Annotated in this window: 19 protein-coding genes and 1 pseudogene; 12 read left to right on the top strand and 8 right to left on the bottom strand. The window is 60.6% G+C overall.

The genetic code is table 11. The features are described from left to right. From PXK01_RS21315 to PXK01_RS21325, 3 genes and pseudogenes are all read left to right on the top strand, one after another. A pseudogene (locus PXK01_RS21315) lies at positions 1-450 on the top strand (hypothetical protein); the annotation flags it as partial. 821 nt (positions 451-1,271) lie between these two features. Beyond that, positions 1,272-1,463 (top strand): hypothetical protein, encoded by a 192-nt coding sequence (locus PXK01_RS21320; RefSeq protein WP_274861649.1) that lies wholly within the window; start codon positions 1,272-1,274, stop codon positions 1,461-1,463. 35 nt (positions 1,464-1,498) lie between these two features. After that, positions 1,499-1,804, top strand: coding sequence for an IS4/Tn5 family transposase DNA-binding protein (locus tag PXK01_RS21325; RefSeq protein WP_274861650.1), 306 nt, complete (start codon positions 1,499-1,501; stop codon positions 1,802-1,804). Here PXK01_RS21325 and PXK01_RS21330 read toward each other — a convergent pair. The 4 genes from PXK01_RS21330 to PXK01_RS21345 are packed head-to-tail and all read right to left on the bottom strand — an operon-like array spanning position 1,781 to position 5,661. Further along, complete coding sequence (locus tag PXK01_RS21330) at positions 1,781-2,689, bottom strand: AEC family transporter (protein WP_274861651.1); 909 nt, start codon at positions 2,687-2,689, stop codon at positions 1,781-1,783. The two genes, PXK01_RS21325 and PXK01_RS21330, sit on opposite strands and share 24 nt — an antisense overlap. A gap of 1 nt (position 2,690) precedes the next feature. Next, positions 2,691-3,506 (bottom strand): alpha/beta fold hydrolase, encoded by an 816-nt coding sequence (locus PXK01_RS21335; protein ID WP_274861653.1) that lies wholly within the window; start codon positions 3,504-3,506, stop codon positions 2,691-2,693. Beyond that, positions 3,479-4,375 carry a DMT family transporter gene (locus PXK01_RS21340; RefSeq protein WP_274861654.1) on the bottom strand — a complete coding sequence of 299 codons (897 nt, stop codon included), beginning with the start codon at positions 4,373-4,375 and terminating at the stop codon, positions 3,479-3,481. The genes PXK01_RS21335 and PXK01_RS21340 overlap by 28 nt, the downstream gene beginning before the upstream one ends. Further along, positions 4,372-5,661: a diaminopropionate ammonia-lyase gene (locus tag PXK01_RS21345; RefSeq protein WP_274861655.1), complete on the bottom strand. Its 1,290-nt coding sequence runs from the start codon at positions 5,659-5,661 to the stop codon at positions 4,372-4,374. Before PXK01_RS21345 ends, PXK01_RS21340 begins: the two co-directional genes overlap by 4 nt. A 124-nt stretch (positions 5,662-5,785) precedes the next feature. On the opposite strand from PXK01_RS21345, the gene PXK01_RS21350 reads away from it, so the two are divergent. From PXK01_RS21350 to PXK01_RS21370, 5 genes are all read left to right on the top strand, one after another. Continuing rightward, complete coding sequence (locus PXK01_RS21350; protein WP_274861656.1) at positions 5,786-6,643, top strand: LysR family transcriptional regulator; 858 nt, start codon at positions 5,786-5,788, stop codon at positions 6,641-6,643. A gap of 444 nt (positions 6,644-7,087) precedes the next feature. Beyond that, positions 7,088-7,885 (top strand): AraC family transcriptional regulator, encoded by a 798-nt coding sequence (locus tag PXK01_RS21355; RefSeq protein WP_274861657.1) that lies wholly within the window; start codon positions 7,088-7,090, stop codon positions 7,883-7,885. A gap of 77 nt (positions 7,886-7,962) precedes the next feature. Continuing rightward, entirely contained in the window at positions 7,963-8,859 is an 897-nt protein-coding gene (locus PXK01_RS21360) for a DMT family transporter (RefSeq protein WP_274861659.1), read from the top strand. A gap of 235 nt (positions 8,860-9,094) precedes the next feature. Continuing rightward, a complete protein-coding gene (locus tag PXK01_RS21365; RefSeq protein ID WP_274861660.1) occupies positions 9,095-10,480 on the top strand; it encodes an IS1182 family transposase in 1,386 nt (461 codons plus the stop codon). A 264-nt stretch (positions 10,481-10,744) separates the two neighbouring features. Then, positions 10,745-11,521 carry an NAD(P)H-dependent oxidoreductase gene (locus tag PXK01_RS21370; protein ID WP_274861661.1) on the top strand — a complete coding sequence of 259 codons (777 nt, stop codon included), beginning with the start codon at positions 10,745-10,747 and terminating at the stop codon, positions 11,519-11,521. A 269-nt stretch (positions 11,522-11,790) separates the two neighbouring features. Here PXK01_RS21370 and PXK01_RS21375 read toward each other — a convergent pair whose 3' ends face one another. The 3 genes from PXK01_RS21375 to PXK01_RS21385 are packed head-to-tail and all read right to left on the bottom strand — an operon-like array spanning position 11,791 to position 13,592. Then, positions 11,791-12,420 (bottom strand): transmembrane anchor protein, encoded by a 630-nt coding sequence (locus PXK01_RS21375; protein WP_274861662.1) that lies wholly within the window; start codon positions 12,418-12,420, stop codon positions 11,791-11,793. Between the two features lie 19 nt (positions 12,421-12,439). Continuing rightward, positions 12,440-13,162, bottom strand: coding sequence for a HupE/UreJ family protein (locus tag PXK01_RS21380; protein ID WP_274861663.1), 723 nt, complete (start codon positions 13,160-13,162; stop codon positions 12,440-12,442). 58 nt (positions 13,163-13,220) lie between these two features. Continuing rightward, the gene (locus tag PXK01_RS21385; RefSeq protein ID WP_274861664.1) at positions 13,221-13,592 is read right to left on the bottom strand and encodes a hypothetical protein; all 372 of its coding nucleotides are present in this window, start codon (positions 13,590-13,592) and stop codon (positions 13,221-13,223) included. Positions 13,593-13,657: 65 nt separating this feature from the next. Here PXK01_RS21385 and PXK01_RS21390 point away from each other — a divergent pair, with 65 nt between their 5' ends. The 3 genes from PXK01_RS21390 to PXK01_RS21400 are packed head-to-tail and all read left to right on the top strand — an operon-like array spanning position 13,658 to position 15,681. Then, positions 13,658-13,918: a metal-sensing transcriptional repressor gene (locus tag PXK01_RS21390; protein WP_274861665.1), complete on the top strand. Its 261-nt coding sequence runs from the start codon at positions 13,658-13,660 to the stop codon at positions 13,916-13,918. Between the two features lie 7 nt (positions 13,919-13,925). Beyond that, a complete protein-coding gene (locus tag PXK01_RS21395) occupies positions 13,926-15,251 on the top strand; it encodes an MFS transporter (RefSeq protein ID WP_274861666.1) in 1,326 nt (441 codons plus the stop codon). A gap of 1 nt (position 15,252) precedes the next feature. Further along, positions 15,253-15,681 (top strand): YqaA family protein, encoded by a 429-nt coding sequence (locus tag PXK01_RS21400; protein WP_274861667.1) that lies wholly within the window; start codon positions 15,253-15,255, stop codon positions 15,679-15,681. Positions 15,682-16,126: 445 nt separating this feature from the next. On the opposite strand, the gene PXK01_RS21405 is transcribed toward PXK01_RS21400, so the two are convergent. Then, positions 16,127-16,282: a transposase gene (locus PXK01_RS21405; RefSeq protein ID WP_274861670.1), complete on the bottom strand. Its 156-nt coding sequence runs from the start codon at positions 16,280-16,282 to the stop codon at positions 16,127-16,129. 742 nt (positions 16,283-17,024) lie between these two features. Here PXK01_RS21405 and PXK01_RS21410 point away from each other — a divergent pair. Continuing rightward, a complete protein-coding gene (locus tag PXK01_RS21410; RefSeq protein WP_274861669.1) occupies positions 17,025-17,303 on the top strand; it encodes a hypothetical protein in 279 nt (92 codons plus the stop codon). Positions 17,304-17,350 lie beyond the last annotated feature (47 nt).

A 17,350-nucleotide genomic window follows, 5' to 3' on the forward strand; every position in this document is an offset into this window, starting at 1 on the left:
GATCAGACATGTTTACCGCTCGTTTTTCGAGCCGTGGATCATGCCGCCAACCGGAAATCAATGGGTCCTGAGCCTAACTCTTGGCCGATCGAAGTCGGCCTGGCTTGGCTTGACGAAAGAAAAGTTGTCGTTGAGAGCCGGTTAATCCGCCCGAGGCCGGAATGGCCGGAGGACGATTGGAACCCGGTAAGTGAGGAAGTTCATGGCATCCCTCGGTCTGATCTCGACGATGCCGCGAGTGCGGATGATGTCGCATCTTGGCTGTGGGAAACCGTGGCCGGGCGGCAGCTCGTAAGCGACGCGCCAGAATTCGACCAACGCTGGCTGGACCGGCTTCTTGATCGGCCAGGGCCTCTAATAGATGATTTTGACAGGGTTGTCTGGCAAGCCTTCTCCGATTGCGGAGAGGTCAAGGCGGCCGACTTCATCGCGTGTATGAGAAAAGAATGAACCGCCCGATCCGCCACCGTGCCGGCGACGATGCAGCTGGCTTGTGTCAAGCGTGGCTCGCAGGAGTTGGGAAATGACAGTCGAAATAGCTCTGATGCTCGTGACTTGCGGAACAGGTTTTATCGGCATTGCCGGTGGAGCTTGCATGTGGTGGAGGACCCGTCCCCCTCCGCCTGATGATGTCAGCGAAATCGTAAAGAAAGCGCCATATCACCTGCTAAGGGAATGTCGAAAGTGACAGACCTCATAGTCGGTGCGCGACATCATGCGCAGACGCGCTGGGGTAAGGGCGGTGAAGTCGAGGGCTGCTACGGCTATCTGTGATCTACTGGCCCCTATTTGCAGCCACGTTTTTTTCCGCAAGGTTGAAGCCGGGTGCATACGCGTTTGGATTGCGGGCGGAGTGACCGACAAGCGGCGCTGCATGAACACTCTGGCTTTGACAGTGGAGCAAGAACTCGGACGCGACTGGCAAGCAGGTGGCGCTACGTTGCAACCGCAGAGTAATTGCGAATATGGCAGTCACGCCGGAGCGGTTTGGTCGGATGGTTACTGATGAACGACAATCTTAGCCGCTTCATTTCGGAAATGCCGAAATAAGGCCAGGCGAGGCCCGATGTCGCGAGCGGGTGTCAGGGTCAATAAATCCCTGCCCCAGAAAGCTGCATGATTTCAGGCATAATCGTCGGTTCTCGCCGATGAGGATTTTAACCAAGCTCAGGCTGCAGCATAGATCTCGCGAATGGCAAAAATCAATCGAATGGGCCACTTCTGGCTTCATCCACCCTCGCCGTCTATATTTCCTTCATTGAGGCTTTATCATGTTCGAAGCCATCACCTCGGAAATTATCAACGCGAGCTCCATCATCGGCGCTTGCGTGCTTGTTGTTGCAGGCAGCGGCTGCATGCTGCGCACGAAAAAACCGAAAGCTCCGATTGTTGATGTCGATGCGGCCGTGCGCGATGCGACCTATCACCGCTTGCAAAACGTTCTGGCTGTCGCGGACGGGTAAGTCATCACCCGAACGGGTAAACCGCCGGGCGTGATTTGGGTGACGCCCGACTGAACCGGCGGCTCGAGGCTCTCGGCGAGCGACCGGGGAAATCGCTGACCTCGGCGTTCCAGGACTGGGTGAACACCAGGGCCGCACACCGTTTCTTTTCCAACGGGAATGTCGGCGAAGACAAGATCCTTGAGGGCCATTTCGCCGCCTCGCTGCAGGTGCGCGCTCCTTTCTGCACTTTCGAAGGCACCAGAAGTACGGGCGGATTGCGGTCGTTCTCTGCAGTCGCGAAATCGTTAAACGAATTTTGTGAAAGCGGTCAGTCGTCATTGAACGTGAAGGACAAGTAGGACCAGCGGGATCGTCACAACCGCCGCCATAGTCTGCAACGTCACAATCCCGGCCATGAATGTTCCATCACCGCTTAATTGGCGCGTGAGGACATAGGACGTCGGTGCGGCTGGCACGGCCGAGAACACGATGAGGACAAGGGCTTCGACACCGGACAAGCCAAAGAGAAGGCTGGTCATCGTGGCCAGTGCGGGCATGAGAAACAGGCGCATCAAGCTGGTCCCGGTAAGACCACTCATGTCTTGCCGCAATGTTTCAGGCTTCCATGCCGCGCCGACGCATAGAAGCCCCAGCGGCAGGCTGGCTTGACCTATCAATTTCAGAAAGCTCTCGGTTCCGAACGGCAGGCCAATGCCGGTGAGAGCGAGCGCGAATCCTGCAACACACGCGATGATCAAGGGGTTCCGGAAGACGGTACGAACGAGAGCCAGCGGTGCGCGTGATGCGGCCGCGTCGGTCAAGGCGATGATCGAGACAACATTGCCGACAGGCACAGCGACCGCAAGGTAGATCGCGGCGCGCTCGACACCTTCGGCCCCTGACAACAGCGCAAGGATGGGCATGGCAAGATAGGTGTTGAACCGGACCACACCTTGCATGATGGGACCGAACCGGGCCGCAGGTGTCGGCCGGAAGCGCCTGACCAGGCCAAGGGCGGAAGCCGCGATCAGGATCGTCGTGGCCGCTGCGGCGCCAAGCCGAAGGACGTCCTCGTCGTAGACCGGCGCATTCGCAAGACTGGACACAAGCAGGGCTGGAAACAGCAGGAAATAGTTGATGCGCTCCGCCGCAGGCCAGAACTCTGTCGAAGGGAACCCACGGCGAAGAAGGAGGAACCCGAGGCAGATCAGCGCGAAGATCGGCCAGATCGTGATCAGAAGCATGTCAGGTCCCCTTCCGACGCCCGCGTGTGGAACCGGGCCGCTCGAGACGCTTGAGATTATGGCTGGCCTGTCCGGCCACAGTGCTCACAAAGATGAAGGCGCGGATAATCCGTGCCAAGATACGCGGGTTCTCCAGCGGAACCATGTGCCCCGTGGGTACCCTCACAAGCCTCGCCCCGGTAATGCCGTCACGCAACTCCTCCGCCTCGGCATTTGAGCGCAGCCGATCGTCGCGACCCGTGATGATCAGCGTCGGACAGGTGATTTCGGACAGCTTGGCGCAATCGCCATCGCGGCGGAATGCCAGTTGCCGCTGCCAAGTGTCCGGGCCAAGACGCAGGCTCATCTGTCGGATGCGCTCGACCAGTTGTGCGTCGTTCGCGTTGCGAGGAGACAGGGATTGCCGTATCGCGCTCCGGGCGATCCCGCCGAACCGCTGCGGCTCGACCGCGGCGGCGGCCTTGGCTCGACCGCGATCCGGCGTATCGGCGCGGCAGGAGGTTGCGATCAGGACAAGCCGTTCCACCCGGTCTGGTGCCAGCCGGGCCATTTCGCGGGCGACATACCCGCCCATCGAGAAGCCAACCAGTGTGAAACGCTCCGGCGAAAACTTCAGGGCCTGTTGCGCCATGTCATCGATTGAGGTGGCCAGACGCAGGTCAGGGTGCAGCGTCGGGGCGATGCCGGATAAAGACCGCTCGACATCCGTCCACAGGTCGCGATCAAGCATGAAACCGGGTATGAAGACGATCGGTGCCCTGCAAGGCGTTCCGTCCGGGCGCACGGCGGTCACGTCACCGACCGGTTTGTTGGCCACGGTTGCCATCCGAGCTTCACCCCAAGCGTGCCAATCACGATCAACGCCATGCCGGCCGTCTGTGCGAGGCCGATCAGATGGCCGTAAAAATACCAATCCGACAGGATTGCCGTCATCGGATTGACAAAGCTAAGCACGGCAATGAGGGGAGTCGAGACATGGGGATAAGCCGAATAAACCATGACCCAGGCCACCCCTGTCTGAAGCACGCCGATCATCACCAGAAAACTCCAGGACGGCAGCGCGATATCCTGGCTTAAGTTCACGAACGGCAGGAAGATCAGCGCACCGGCGACGGTCTGGATCAGCGTCGTGACCTCGCCCCGTTGGCCGCGCAGTTCCTTTCCGGCAACGGCGGTCACAGCATAGACCAGCGCGCCGCCCAAGAGGATCAAAACACCCGAGGCCCAGTCGGGATCCAGTTCACCGGAGGACAGTGTCAGGTTGCTGGCCAGTGCGACACCAACGAAAGCCATGCAGAGCCAGGCCATCTGCGCGCGGGAAATCCGCTCTTTCAGGATGACGGCGCTGAGCAGGACGATCCAGAACGGCTGTGTATGGAACAGGATGGTTGCCGTGCTGATCGAGGTCATCAGGATACCCTGAAAGAAGGCAGCCCAGCTCAGGACCAGGCTAACGCCGGCCACTGCGCCCAGCATCAGGTTGCGCCGCGTCAGGCTGCGGTCGGGCAGGATACCGGTGGCAAGGCACCAGACTGCAAGAAAGATCGCGCCGACAACGCTGCGCCAAAAGACCACCGTAATGGCATCCAGCCCGGATGCCACGACCGCCGCGCCCACTGTGCCGATCAGCATCAGTCCAAAGGCGAGTTTCAGTGCGGCGGTCGTCGATTGCGTCTGATCGGTCATGCGCAGGCCTCTTGTGTTCCGGATGTCGATGGCCGCTCGCTCAAACTGTCGTTCTGGCGATCAAAGACGGCGTCCGCAGAGTCCCCCACGATCCGGCGGTAGATGTCCGGGTCGGTCGCCCCTTCGCAGCCGAACAGCAGGACGCGGCTGTCGGACGTCAGTCCCAGGGCAGTCCTGAGGGTGGCGTCTGCGCCTGCGTGGATCAGCACGCCCATGCTTCCGGCCGAAGATTCACCGCAGACAATCGGCATGTCGCCCTGACCGGCTGCAAGCGCACGCATGCCGTCCTCGGCCCAGGTGTCCGGGATGGTGACGAAGTCGCTGGCGAGCCAGTCGAGGATCTTCCAGGCTGCAGGCGAGACCTCGCGGCAAGCCAGCCCCGCCTGGATGGTGTGCAGGCTGCCCGACGATGGCGTGGGCTTGCCCGCCACGGCGCTTTGGTAACAGCAGTCGGCCTCACGCGGCTCGACCACAATGAAACGCGGCAGCGGGTGCTTCAAGCGCCCGGCGATCCCGAGGAAGACGGCAGCGGGGATGCTGCCGACGCCTGCGGCCATGAAGACATGGGTCAGGCTTGCGGGATCGGGAAGCTGGGCCAAAGCTTCCTCGACCATCACCATGTAGCCGCTCATGACGTCGCGGGGCAGATTGCTGGCGTAGTCGTCCCAGGACGTGCTGGACACGAAGTGCCAGCCGTTCATGCGTGCATCTTCCCTGGCGCGGCCGACCGAGGCCTCGTATTCGCCGTCGATGCGGATGACGATGGCGCCCAGACGCTCCATCGCTTCCTTTCGACCGGCGCTGACATGCCCGTGGATGTAGACAACGCACCGGCAGCCGAAGGTCCTCGCCGCAAAAGCGAGCCCGCGCCCCTGGTTGCCATCGGTTGCCACGCAGACCGTCACCCGCTCGGTTATGGACCGGAACCGTCCCGATCGAAGATCATCGGTCGAAGGGCGCTGGCCCGTGGCTTGCTCGACAACGCCGGCCAGCAGCATCGCGACGGCATAGGGCGCGCCAAGCGCCTTGAAACTCCCGAGGTCGCGGCCGAAACGCTGGCTTTCGTCCTTGAACCAAAGCTTTTGCAGGCCGAGACGCCGCGCCGACGCCGCGAGATCATGCAGCGGTTCTGTTCTGTATTCCGGCCATGTCCTGATCTCGGAGACGGCACTTTCCCACCCGGCCAGACGGCCAATAGCTACACTTGCAGCTGCCTGGGCGTCCTTCCGGCGGGCCGTAGGGGGAGAGAAATGGGAAAAGCTCGGGTTCTCGGCCAGGGTCGCCATTGGTTCTGCTCAATTTGCGATGGGTGCGCTGCGCCTGACAGGACAGGCTATCTCTCGATGCAGGATCGACAGCGTGCAGTCAAACGCATAGGTTTTATCAACTCTATTCGAAAAGCTGATAAAGATGCCCAGACCGCTCGATCTCGACCTTCTCAGAACCTTGGCCGCTGTGGCGGACACGGGCAGCTTCTCGCTTGCCGCTGGTCGCGTCGGTCGCAGCCAGTCCGCAGTCAGCATGCAGATCCGCAAGCTTGAAGCCGAGATCGGCCAGCCGCTGCTGCTGCGCGGGACCAGGAAGGTGACGGCCACACCTGCGGGCCGAGACCTGCTGGCCTATGCACAACGGCTGCTGCGGATCTCGGAAGAGGCCTTGGCGCATCTGACCCGCCCTGAAGAAACCGGCACGGTGCGACTTGGCGTACCGGAAGATTACACGGACCTTCTCGTGCCGATCCTTGAGCGGTTCGGGTTGGACCATCCCCTTGTGACGGTAGATCTGTCTTGCGCTTCCACAACCGAGCTCACGCGCGACATGGAAGAGGGCCACCTCGACCTGGCGATCGTCACGCGATTTGCCGAGTTCCCTGCGACCGTCCTCAGGCGCGAGCCGATGGTCTGGGTTGCCTCGCCGCGTCACGCCGTCTGGGAGAAGGACCCTTTGCCCGTCGCCCTGTTTCAAACCTGTGCCGCCCGGGCGAACATCCTGAAGGCGCTGGCCGACACCGACAGGCGTTTCGTCGCAACCTACTCGAGTGCGAGCCTTGCGGGGATGGCGACCATCGTCCGGTCTGGTCTCGCCGTGGCGGGCATGGCGCTGTGCAGCGTTCCGCCATCGGTTTCGATCATCGGCGACAGAGAGGGACTGCCGCCACTGCGGGACCTTGAAGTCGGTTTGCTGTGCGGCACGTCACAATCGGGTGCTTCCGAACGCCTGAAGGACGCGATCGAACGCGAAATCGGAGCGGTCAAGGCGATGTCCTGACCGCGAGGGGCAGGATCTGTTTCATCTGTGACGTCCTAAATACTGGAGAAGGTCGAGTCCCACCCGCGCCTTCCATCAAATGGCGGCTGACCGATAAAGACCAATCAAATGACGGACGAAGTTCCGTGTCTGCCAGATCACGCGATGCCGTCATTCGTATTACCGAAATGCTGCGCCTGGCACCAACAGCAGCTTTGACGGGCCGCACTGCGGCATCACAGTTGGCAATTGGAGGTCGGCTCTGGGCCGGAAGTGTCGGAAGTGTCGGACGGGAGGCAAAAGGGGGGTACAGGAGCGAGCACCGCAATCCTGCGAGTTTGCCTGCAACCAGTCTGCGACCTTGCCATGTTTGACCTGCCGAATGCTCGGCGATAAGCGTCTGACGTTAAACCGAAGGGGCGCCCTGTCTTGTCAGAGGAACAGATACACAGCCGTAGAGACGAGGTGACCCTTCGGTCGCGCCCTGATCTCTACGGCATCGAAACCCTTTCGGCGCGCTACCTGAAACAGACCTTCAAACCTCACGCCCACGACGAATACCTCTTCGGTGTGATTGACGGCGGTGTCCACGCCGTCTGGTGTCGCGGTGAGATGCACGAGGTGCCGCGCGGTTCGGTGGTCACGATGCGTCCGGGTGATGTCCATCACGGTGGCGCAGGTAGTGAGACCGGATGGCGGCAGCGGATGCTCTACATTCCCGAAGCTGGTATGCGGGAGCTGGTCGAAGACATCACCGGCAAGGCGCTGACCGGGACGCTTGATTTCGGAGCAGCCTTCCATTCCCGCTCCGATCTGGCGCAGCGGTTTTCGGCCCTGCACCAGGCACTGCACGCATCTGATCAGCGGCTGACCCGCGACGTGGCGCTCGATGCGCTAATCGGTGCGCTCCTGCGTGAACTGGCGCCCCAGCTTTCCGTCCCTGAGCGTCAAAGCAAAGGGCGGATCGCGGATGCCGTCGACTATCTGGACAGCCACGTCGAGGAGGATGTTTCGCTCGAAGAATTGTGCCGGATCACCGGCCTGCGGCGCAGGCAGACGATCGCAGCCTTCCGGCGCGCCACCGGCCTGCCACCCCACGCCTGGCATCTGCAGAGGAAGATCTTGCGGGTCAAGCGCCTGCTCCGGGAGGGCCAGTCTCCGGCGGATGCGGCTGCGCAGACAGGTTTTGCGGACCAGAGCCACATGGGGCGCAACTTCCGGGCGATCGTTGGCATCACTCCGGCCGCCTTTGCCAGAGGCTGATACCGCATTTTCGTTCTATATCCCGCCCCAGCCCATGGCCTATCCCGCCGCGATGTGCAGGAGACACGGAGGCCAAGGTGGCGGTATCGGAAAGTTTCAAGGCGCGGCGGGCGTCGCTCTGGGCGGATGTCGCGGTGCTCGGCGTGGCCCTGGTCTGGGGCGCAAGCTACCCGGTCGCAAAGGGCGCGTTGGCGCATATGCCGGTCCTTCTGCTGATCTTTTACCGCTTTGCATTGACGGCGCTGGTGATGACTTCTGTCGCCTACCGTGACCTGCGAAGGGCGCCACGGAGGGAGCTGTCGGCCGGAGCACTGCTCGGAGCCATCCTGTGCGCCATCTTCATTGCCGAGACAAGGGGCGTGGCGATGACGACGGCGACCAATACCGCGCTCATCATCTCGCTCTGCACGATCTTCACGCCCTTCCTCGAATTCGGTTTGCAGCGCAAGCTCCCGCCAGTCGGGGTGATGGCGGGAGCGGTCGTCGCGGTGATCGGTGTCATGGTGTTGTCGGGTGGCATGGGCGCGCTCGGTGCGGGAGACATGTTGGTCCTCTGTGCGGCCGGCCTGCGGGCGGTCATGGTGGTTTCAACCAAGCGCCTGATGGAAGGCAGCCGCCTCTCCTCCGCCGCGCTAACGGCGGTGCAGGCTGCGATGGTCGCCGGGCTGACAGGGGCGCTGCTTCTGGGCCAATCGGGGTTTGCGGGTCTCTTGGTCCGTGCAGATGTAGCAGCCTGGGGCGCGGTGGCCTTCCTCTCGCTCTTCTGTACGGTAGGAGCCTTCTACGTGCAAAACGCGGCGGTCCGTCGGACCAGCCCCACGCGCGTGAGCTTTCTGATGGGGACCGAGCCCCTGTTCGGCTTCGCCCTGGCATGGGCGCTCCTGTCCGAACCCGTCACCCCGACCGCGCTCCTCGGCGCGACGCTCATCGTATCCGGCACCTTCGTTGGCCTTTGGGTCGAGAGGGAGCACTGATTTTCAGGAAGTCGCGCGCCAGGTTTGATCGGATGGCGTCTCCATCGTCGCCGCTGAGCTTAATCCGTCGGTTGCTGCCGTGATGCGGTTCGAAAGACCGCTTTGGAAAAGTTGCGTTGCAGCAATGTCCATTCGTGCGAAAGGCGGCTATGGGCCTATTTTGTTGAAAAACTCTGCTTGCGTGAAGCCCTGAGCGCTGATTCACTTTCCACGTGACAGGTGGAGGTGAGCGGTGATGATGGGTTCCCGACAGCAAGCACAGAGCGCTCTGTTCTACGAGTTCTCGATCGAGACACATGTCCCGGCCGACCACATGCTCCGGGCGGTGGACCGGTTTGTCGATCTGGCCGGGATCCGGCAGCATCTGGCACCGTTCTACAGCTCCACCGGGCGACCGTCGGTTGATCCCGAACTGATGATCCGGATGCTGCTTGTTGGCTACATCATGGGGATCCGTTCGGAACGTCGACTTTGCGAGGAGGTCCACCTCAATCTCGCTTACCGCTGGTTCTGCCGTCTCGACCTGACCGACCCAGTGTCGGATCATTCGACCTTTTCCAAGAACCGGCACGGCCGTTTCCGTGACAGCGATCTGCTGCGCCATCTGTTCGAAACGGTGGTTTCCCGCTGCATCGCGGAGGGACTGGCAAGCGGCCAGCGCTTTGCGGCAGACGCCAGCATCATTCAAGCTGACGCGAACCGGCAGAACTCGACGCCCAAGGCTGATTGGCAGCCAGACAAGGTCGATCCCGAGGAGGCACCGCGGGCGGTCAGGGAATACCTGGCCACGCTGGATGATGCGGCTTTCGGTGCGGCCAGCCCGGTCGATCCGAAGTTCACCTCGCATTCCGATCCCGCGTCGCAATGGACCGGGGCACGGGGCGGGCCAGCCTATTTTGCATATTCCACCAACTACTTGATTGATACCGACAACGGCGTGATCCTCGACGTCGAGGCCACCCGTTCGATCCGCCAGGCCGAAGTCGGATCGGTGCGCACCATGATTGATCGTGTGAGCGATACCTTCGCCCTGCAACCAGAACGCCTGATCGCCGACACTGCCTACGGCACGGGCGAGATGCTGGACTGGCTGGATCGCCAGCGCGGGATCGCGCCTCATATCCCGGTGTTTGACAAGTCAGCGCGCCGGGATGGAACATTCGAACGCACCGACTTCACCTATGATGCCGAGCAGGACACCTACACCTGTCCGGGCGGCAAGGAGTTGAAACAGAACCGTCGGGTCTTCACGACGGCCAGAGAGCAGAAGCCGGACGAACATGGGATGCTGCGCTACCGGGCCAGCAAGGCCGACTGCGATGTCTGCGAACTGAAATCGCGCTGTTGCCCGAAGGCGCCTGCCCGCAAAGTGCTCAGGTCGATTTATGAGCCATCCCGCGACCGGGCCCGTGCAATCGCCCGCACCACCGATTACGCAATCTCCTGTAAGCTGCGAAAGAAGGTCGAGATGCTGTTCGCCCATCTGAAGAGGATCCTGGGGCTGAACCGTCTTCGATTACGCGGACCTCTCGGCGCACGTGACGAATTCCACCTCGCAGCCACCGCCCAGAACCTCCGAAAGCTCGCAAAGCTCCTGCCGCCACAACAAATCGCCTACTGAAGAGCGGCGGGGCTAAGCACGCTTGATCTCGTGAGGTTATTAGCGCGGCCACTGGGGCGAGTTTTTCAACGGAATAGGCCGGGAGTGGCCTACGGTCAGAAGTCAGGAATCATGGGCAGTGAATGACGGCTCAGAGCCCGACTTCGCCCGATGCTGCGCTGCGCTCTAATGTCTGCTCAATTAAGTTCCGCACCGCGAACCCACGTTCCTTCTTACCGAAGTTTGTGCGATCTAATGCGCGGATCGGAAAAAGGAAAACCAGAAGTGAAAGCTCATATCGTATTGGCTCACCCAGAGCCGAAATCGTACAACGCCCATCTCGCGCGGTTAGCTCAGCAAACGCTTGAAGGGCGAGGCTGGACTGTGACGCTGACCGATCTTTCTGTGGAAGGTTTTGATCCGTGCGAAAAGGCAGCACATTACAAAGCGCCACTCAACCCGGATAGATTTGATGTGCAATCAGAACAGCGTCATGCGTCGGCAGAGGGAACGCTTCCACCCGAGGTGCAAAAGGAAATCGCACTTCTCGAAGACGCAGACCTGTTGATCCTTCAGTATCCAATGTGGTGGCATCTGCCCCCCGCCATTCTCAAAGGCTGGATGGACAGGGTCTTCGTCTACGGCGAGGTCTACAAGAGCACCAACCGCTTCGAGAACGGCCGATTTGTTGGCAAGAAAGTGATGCTCTCGCTCACGGTCGGCACAAGCCCCGAAACCTACGCCCACAACGGACGCAGTGGCGATATCGACCTCATGCTCTGGCCGGTCAACTTCTCTCTCGCCTATGTCGGGTATGATGTTCTATCGCCGCATGTCGCTTATGGTGTCGAGGCAGGACTGCGATACTCGGACGACGATGTGGTCGCCGCGCGGTTGAAGAAGATAGAGGAAGACTGGGTTTCGCGGCTTCAATCTGTCGAAGCCGAAGCGGCGATCCCATTCAACGGAATGTCTGATTGGGGCGACGATGGTCGCATCAAGCCGGAGGCGCCGGTCTACAGTCCCTTCATTAGGCACCGCAGCGAGATAGAAATTGAGTGAGCGCTTCTGTTTGCAGATATGATGATCGCCTCTGACTTTTGTTTCTGAAAGCATAGTTTGGAGTAATTGCAGCCTAAGCCCTCTTCGTCCCGCACAGCCGACCGTCACCCAACGAAAATGCTGCGCGATGGACGGATGGCCGGTCTGGTGAAGCTGCACCGCAGCGCTTGGCAAGGAAGCGAATGGCAGGTCAGGGCCGGAAGTTTCTATGGTGGCGAAGGGCGAAGAGCTGCCGTTCGCCGCGCAGCGTACGAACGGCAGCTTCGACTTCAGCTTGCGTCCTTGAACTCGGCGTATTCGCCGCGGACCTGGACTGTCACTGTAACGTCCGAACTGTCACGGTTGCGCCAGAACCAGCCGTGTTCGCCGTTGAATTCAGCGACGATCTCGCTCTTTGCGCCAGTAGAACCGCGGCCCTTCTCATAGGTGACCGAGTTGCCGCCGCCATGGCCGTGCAAGTCGAAGTTGACCCGGCCGCCCTCAACGAGCATGCGGTATTCGGCCGTCTGGCCTTCTTCCATGACCAGCTTCCATTCTGCGGAATCGCCTGGTGCCAGGGTGAAGCGGGTCTCGTCGCGCCATTCCTCGGCCGCCTCAGCGGCGGTGGAATCCTGCGCGTAGGCAGCGCCCACGAAGAGGCCGAGCATCTGGTCAAGCAGGCTGGACTGTTCGTCCATCAGCCGGTCGGCCTCGGCTTCCTCGGCGAGCTGGGTCTTGATCTCGCCCATCTCGGCCAGGCCGATGGCGCGGCCGATGCCGGTCGGGTCGATGCCATATTCGGCCGGCAGCACCACAGTGGCAAGGATCGCCGCGGCCGAGACGCCAGCGATCACGGTCGAGCGGAGGAGCTGCTTCGAGCTGGGAAGTTCGTCGAGGCTGGGTTTTTCTGCGTTGAACATCTGGAAATCTCCTGTCGGTTCAGGCGGCCACGAAGAGGCCGGTGAGCTGGTAGCCCATGAGAATGAAGCCAAGCGTCATCATGACGACATTGGCGGAGTAGGCCTGGCGGAAGAAATTCGGTGATTTCCGCCAGTAGCCCATGACGATGAGGATCACGGCCAGGGCCATGAGCTGGCCAAGCTCGACACCGACATTGAAGGCCAGGAGGTTGGCCAGAAGCCCCTCGGAGGCGATGTCGTAGTCGAGGATCTTGGTCGCCAGGCCGGTGCCGTGGAAGAAGCCGAAGATCAGCGTCGCCAGCTTGGTATTGGGCTGGAACCCGAACCAGCGCTGGTAGGCGCCAAGGTTGTCCAGCGCCTTGTAGACCACCGAGAGGCCGATGATGGCGTCGATGACATAGGCGTTGATGCCCCACCCGAACCAGACGCCGAGCAGCATCGTGGTCGAATGCCCGATGGCGAAGAGGCTGACGTAGATGCCGACGTCGCGCATCTTGTAGAGGAAAAAGACGACGCCGAGCAGGAACAGGATGTGGTCGTAGCCGGTCACCATGTGCTTGGCGCCGAGATACATGAAGGGGATGATGTTCACTCCCCAGATCTCCTGGATATAGCCAGCGTCGCCCTCAGTGACATTGTGGGCTGCGGCCTGAGTTGCGCCGAGCGCAAGCAGGATAAGAGTTGTCAGGAACAGCGGCCTGCGCAAAGCGGCGAGGCGCGTGTCCCGAAAGTCTGCGGTCATGTTGGTCTCCGAAAAGAATGTGTGGGATCTGTGTGGCGGCCGCTCGGGCGGCACCAGATCACACGCGCGGAGGCCGCTCGTGGCGATAGACCGGGCCCTGACGCCATGACGGCCCGGCGGGAGAGCCTGCCGCTTCGGGGACATCCCACACTTCGGCAAAGGAGCCGCGGACAAGAAGCGCCGGGCTGTGGTCATGATCGGCAACATCATGGCTGTGGCCGTGCAGAGCCCAGGCAAGGTCTTCCTCGAACCCGTGGCTATGGCCGTGGGTTTCGATCATCTCCGCATGGTCCTGGATGGTAGCAAGCACATCCGGGATGTGGGACGTGACCGGCTGGGAAGACCAGAACATAAGGCACAGGCAGAGTAGCGCGGCCAAGCCCCGCTGCATCAATTGCGTCCATTTCCCGGCAATCCGTGCCTGCACCATGTCCCTGCTCGTGGCTCTCTAATCGCCATCTTGCTTTATCCCCCACGGGAGGATAGCTCGTTCTTATGATAGAACCACACCGGCATGCAAGCCACCCCAAGCTCTCCGCACGGCTGAAACGCGCCGAAGGGCATCTGCGCTCAGTCATCGGCATGATCGAAGACGGGCGCCCCTGTCTCGAAATCGCGCAGCAGCTTCAGGCGGTGGAAAAAGCCATCCGCAACGCCAAGCAGGCGCTGATCCATGACCACATGGATCACTGCCTCGACGGGGAAAACTCCGAATCCGACCGGGCCGAGCTCAAGGCCATCTCACGTTACCTTTGAGGCAATCATGCTGGACATCCTGTCTGACCGCACCTACCGGCACCTCTTCCTGGCCCAGGTTGTTGCACTGCTGGGGACGGGCCTTGCAACTGTCGCACTCGGACTGCTGGCCTACGATCTGGCGGGGGACAGCGCTGCGATGGTGCTGGGCACGGTCTTCACCATCAAGATGGTGGCCTATGTGGGGATCGCCCCGGTTGCGGGAGCCTTTGCGGACCGGGTGAACCGCCGCCGCCTGCTTGTCGCGCTTGACCTGGTGCGGGCGGGTGCGGCGCTGGCGCTGCCCTTCGTGACCGAGGTCTGGCAGGTCTATGTGCTGATCTTCCTGCTCCAGTCTGCCTCGGCGGCCTTTACACCCACCTTCCAGGCTACGATTCCCGACGTGCTGCCCGACGAGGCGCGCTACACCCGTGCGCTTTCACTTTCGCGCCTCGCCTACGATCTGGAAAACATTATAAGCCCGACACTCGCGGCGCTGCTGCTGGCACTGATGAGCTACAATACCCTGTTCCTGGGCACCGTGGCGGGCTTTGCCGCTTCCGCGTTCTTAGTGGTTTCAGTGATGCTGCCGAGCCCTCAGGCCGCCGAGCCGCGGGGCGTCTACGACCGCACAACGCGCGGAATGCGCATTTACCTGGCAACCCCGCGGCTGCGCGGCCTGCTTGCGCTCAATCTTGCGGTCTCGGCAGCCGGAGCGATGGTGCTGGTGAACTCGGTCGTTCTGGTACGCAGTCTGCTCGGCCTGCCGGAAAGCGCGCTGGCCTGGACGATGTTCGCATTCGGCGCGGGCTCCATGGCGGCAGCGTTGCTGCTGCCAAGGCTTCTGGACCGGCTTCCCGACCGCCCCGTCATGCTCTCGGGTGCCTGCCTCATGATCCTCTCCTTGATTGGGCTCGCGGGAAGCATCGCTGCTTCGGATCTGCACTGGGGGGCTCTGCTTCTCGCCTGGCTGCTTGCGGGCTTCGGCTATTCCGCGGTGCTGACCCCCTCAGGGCGGTTGCTGAAGCGTTCGGCGCACGCCGAGGACAGGCCCGCAGTGTTTGCTGCACAGTTCGCGCTGTCGCATGCCTGCTGGCTGGTCACCTATCCGCTGTCCGGCTGGCTGATGACACAGTTGGGTGCCATCCCCGCGCTGGTTGCCTTGGCCGGGCTGGCGGGGATTGGGATCGTGGCCTGCCTGGTGCAGTGGCCTGGCAGAACGGCCGGGGAAATTGAGCACACCCACGACGATCTGCCCCCTGACCACCCGCATCTGCGGGAACACGGAGCGACCGGGCACAAGCACGAAGTCATCATTGACGATCTGCACCGCAGCTGGCCCATGCGTTCCTAAAATGCTTTCCATCGCTGGCCTGTTCACGGCGGCCCTGGTGGCCGCAACGCTCTTGCCTGCACAGTCAGAGGCTGTGCTTGCCGGAATGCTGATTAGCGGCAGCCACCCGGTATGGCTGCTCCTGGCGGTAGCAACGGCAGGAAATGTCCTGGGTTCAATCCTCAACTGGGTGGCCGGGCGGTATCTCATGCATTTCTCGGACCGCAGCTGGTTTCCGGTTTCGGCTGCGCGGCTGGATCAAGCCTCAGCGTGGTATGGCAAATGGGGCCGCTGGAGTCTTCTCGGGTCCTGGGTTCCCGTGATCGGAGATCCGCTGACGCTGGCGGCAGGTCTCCTGCGCGAACCGCTTTGGCGCTTCGTGCTTATCGTGACCATCGCAAAAGGCGGACGCTATCTTGTTGTTGCCGGCGTTGCATCCGCTGCCGTCTGACGCGGGCCAACTTACAGTCAGACAGCTTGTGTGAACTGGACGCTTGCAACGAAGAGCAAGATCACCCCGGTCAAAAAAAGCGCGACACGGGATTGCGGAAGAGTTTCGGCGAATCCAGGGGTAAGGTTAAAACCTATTCGATGAGCGTGACCTCAATCAGCAGTCGGTTGACGTCGAGCCTGCTTGGCATCGTTTTCTGAGGGCAGTGACAACGGGGAAGAAGCACGCTTACCATCGAACACAGCGAAGGTCAGCTGTGAACCCGTAACCCCATTCACAACCTGTCAGGTTGACTCACTGCAAGCAGAAAAGCGCCATGAGCCTGTGTTTCAGGCCCTCGGTGTTTGGCTCTGCGCCTCGGTAAAATGGCTCTTCCGCATTCGTCTGCTCCTTAAGGGGTGGGCAGACTCTACATCATGGTGAGGAATTTCGCCGGGGGGGCAGGTCAGACTCCATACCGCGCCGAAACACCATTCACCGTCGCGCCCGGTTCGAGCGTAACCGCCACTGCCCGGGCCTTGGCTTCATCCGGCCACCGCCGTTGACCCGACGCGTAGATCCCGACACCCAACGAAATTAGAAACGAATTTGTAGCGCACATTTCGATACGCACACCCCATTGTGAGATGTGCAATATATCGCAGCACGGGAGAGGCGTTATGACGTGACGCGCAGACGCCGGTTACGAACATTGCACACCAAGTTGTGTCGTACACTCGCACTTCACAGTCAGAGTTACGAGCCTTTCCAAGCAATACAGACAGATAAATGCAAAAAATTCCTTCCCTCAAAGTTTTTTGACACCATTTTCTTCGGATTTCAGAAATCAGCCAATATTCATTTCGAAGTCAAGGTTGACCAACTTGGGTAACTGGCCGGCCACTTCCTTTCGGAGCTATTCCGATCGAAATTAGCGGATTAGATTTTGAATTCGAGCTTTCTCTCTATGAAGGCTATGGAAACCAAAATCAGCTCCTTTATCAGACCCCCCTACCCCAACATGGGAAAGGTGGCTGTATCAACGACTGGATCTAACGAGCGACTTTCGAGCATATGTCCAGAAAGCGCCCGGGGGCTTCCAGAAAATGATGGAAGAAGAATGGATATCATCTTCACACCTGAGCAAGTCGCAAACCGTTGGAACTGCTGCGCCAACACGGTTATTAACACTATTAACTCCGGGGAGTTATTTGCCTTCCTCGTAGGAAAGAGGCGGTACGGTATACCAGCAAGCTCTCTTCAAGAGTACGAGAGCCGAGGCGTCGCAACGAGACGTAAGCGCCAAACACCGCGGCAATCGAATGGCGCAAGAACTACTCCCAACAACAGAGGAGGTGCCAACGATGGATGAAGAATTTTTCATCAGCAAGCACTACCAATCGCCCTTCAAAGTCGGCCGATTGCGGGGTGACTGGGTCGTAACCTTCACAAATGCGGAGGGAAAACGCTCCCGATTCAAATTGGACGCTGCGACAGAAGGAGAAGCAAATATCCGCGCCTATGAGCGTTGGAAAAAGTACTGGGATGAATATTCGAGCAAGAAAAAGTTTAGAGTTGCAACGCTTTGGACCCTTTACCTCGAAAGCCTCGAACCGACATTCCCCAAGTGGCGTGCCAGGTGATGTCAAGATCGCCTGATTTTGCCAATTGAACAAGCTTTTTTCGCCCT

It is taken from the genome of Phaeobacter sp. PT47_59 (genome assembly GCF_028890025.1).
GTDB lineage: Bacteria > Pseudomonadota > Alphaproteobacteria > Rhodobacterales > Rhodobacteraceae > Phycobacter.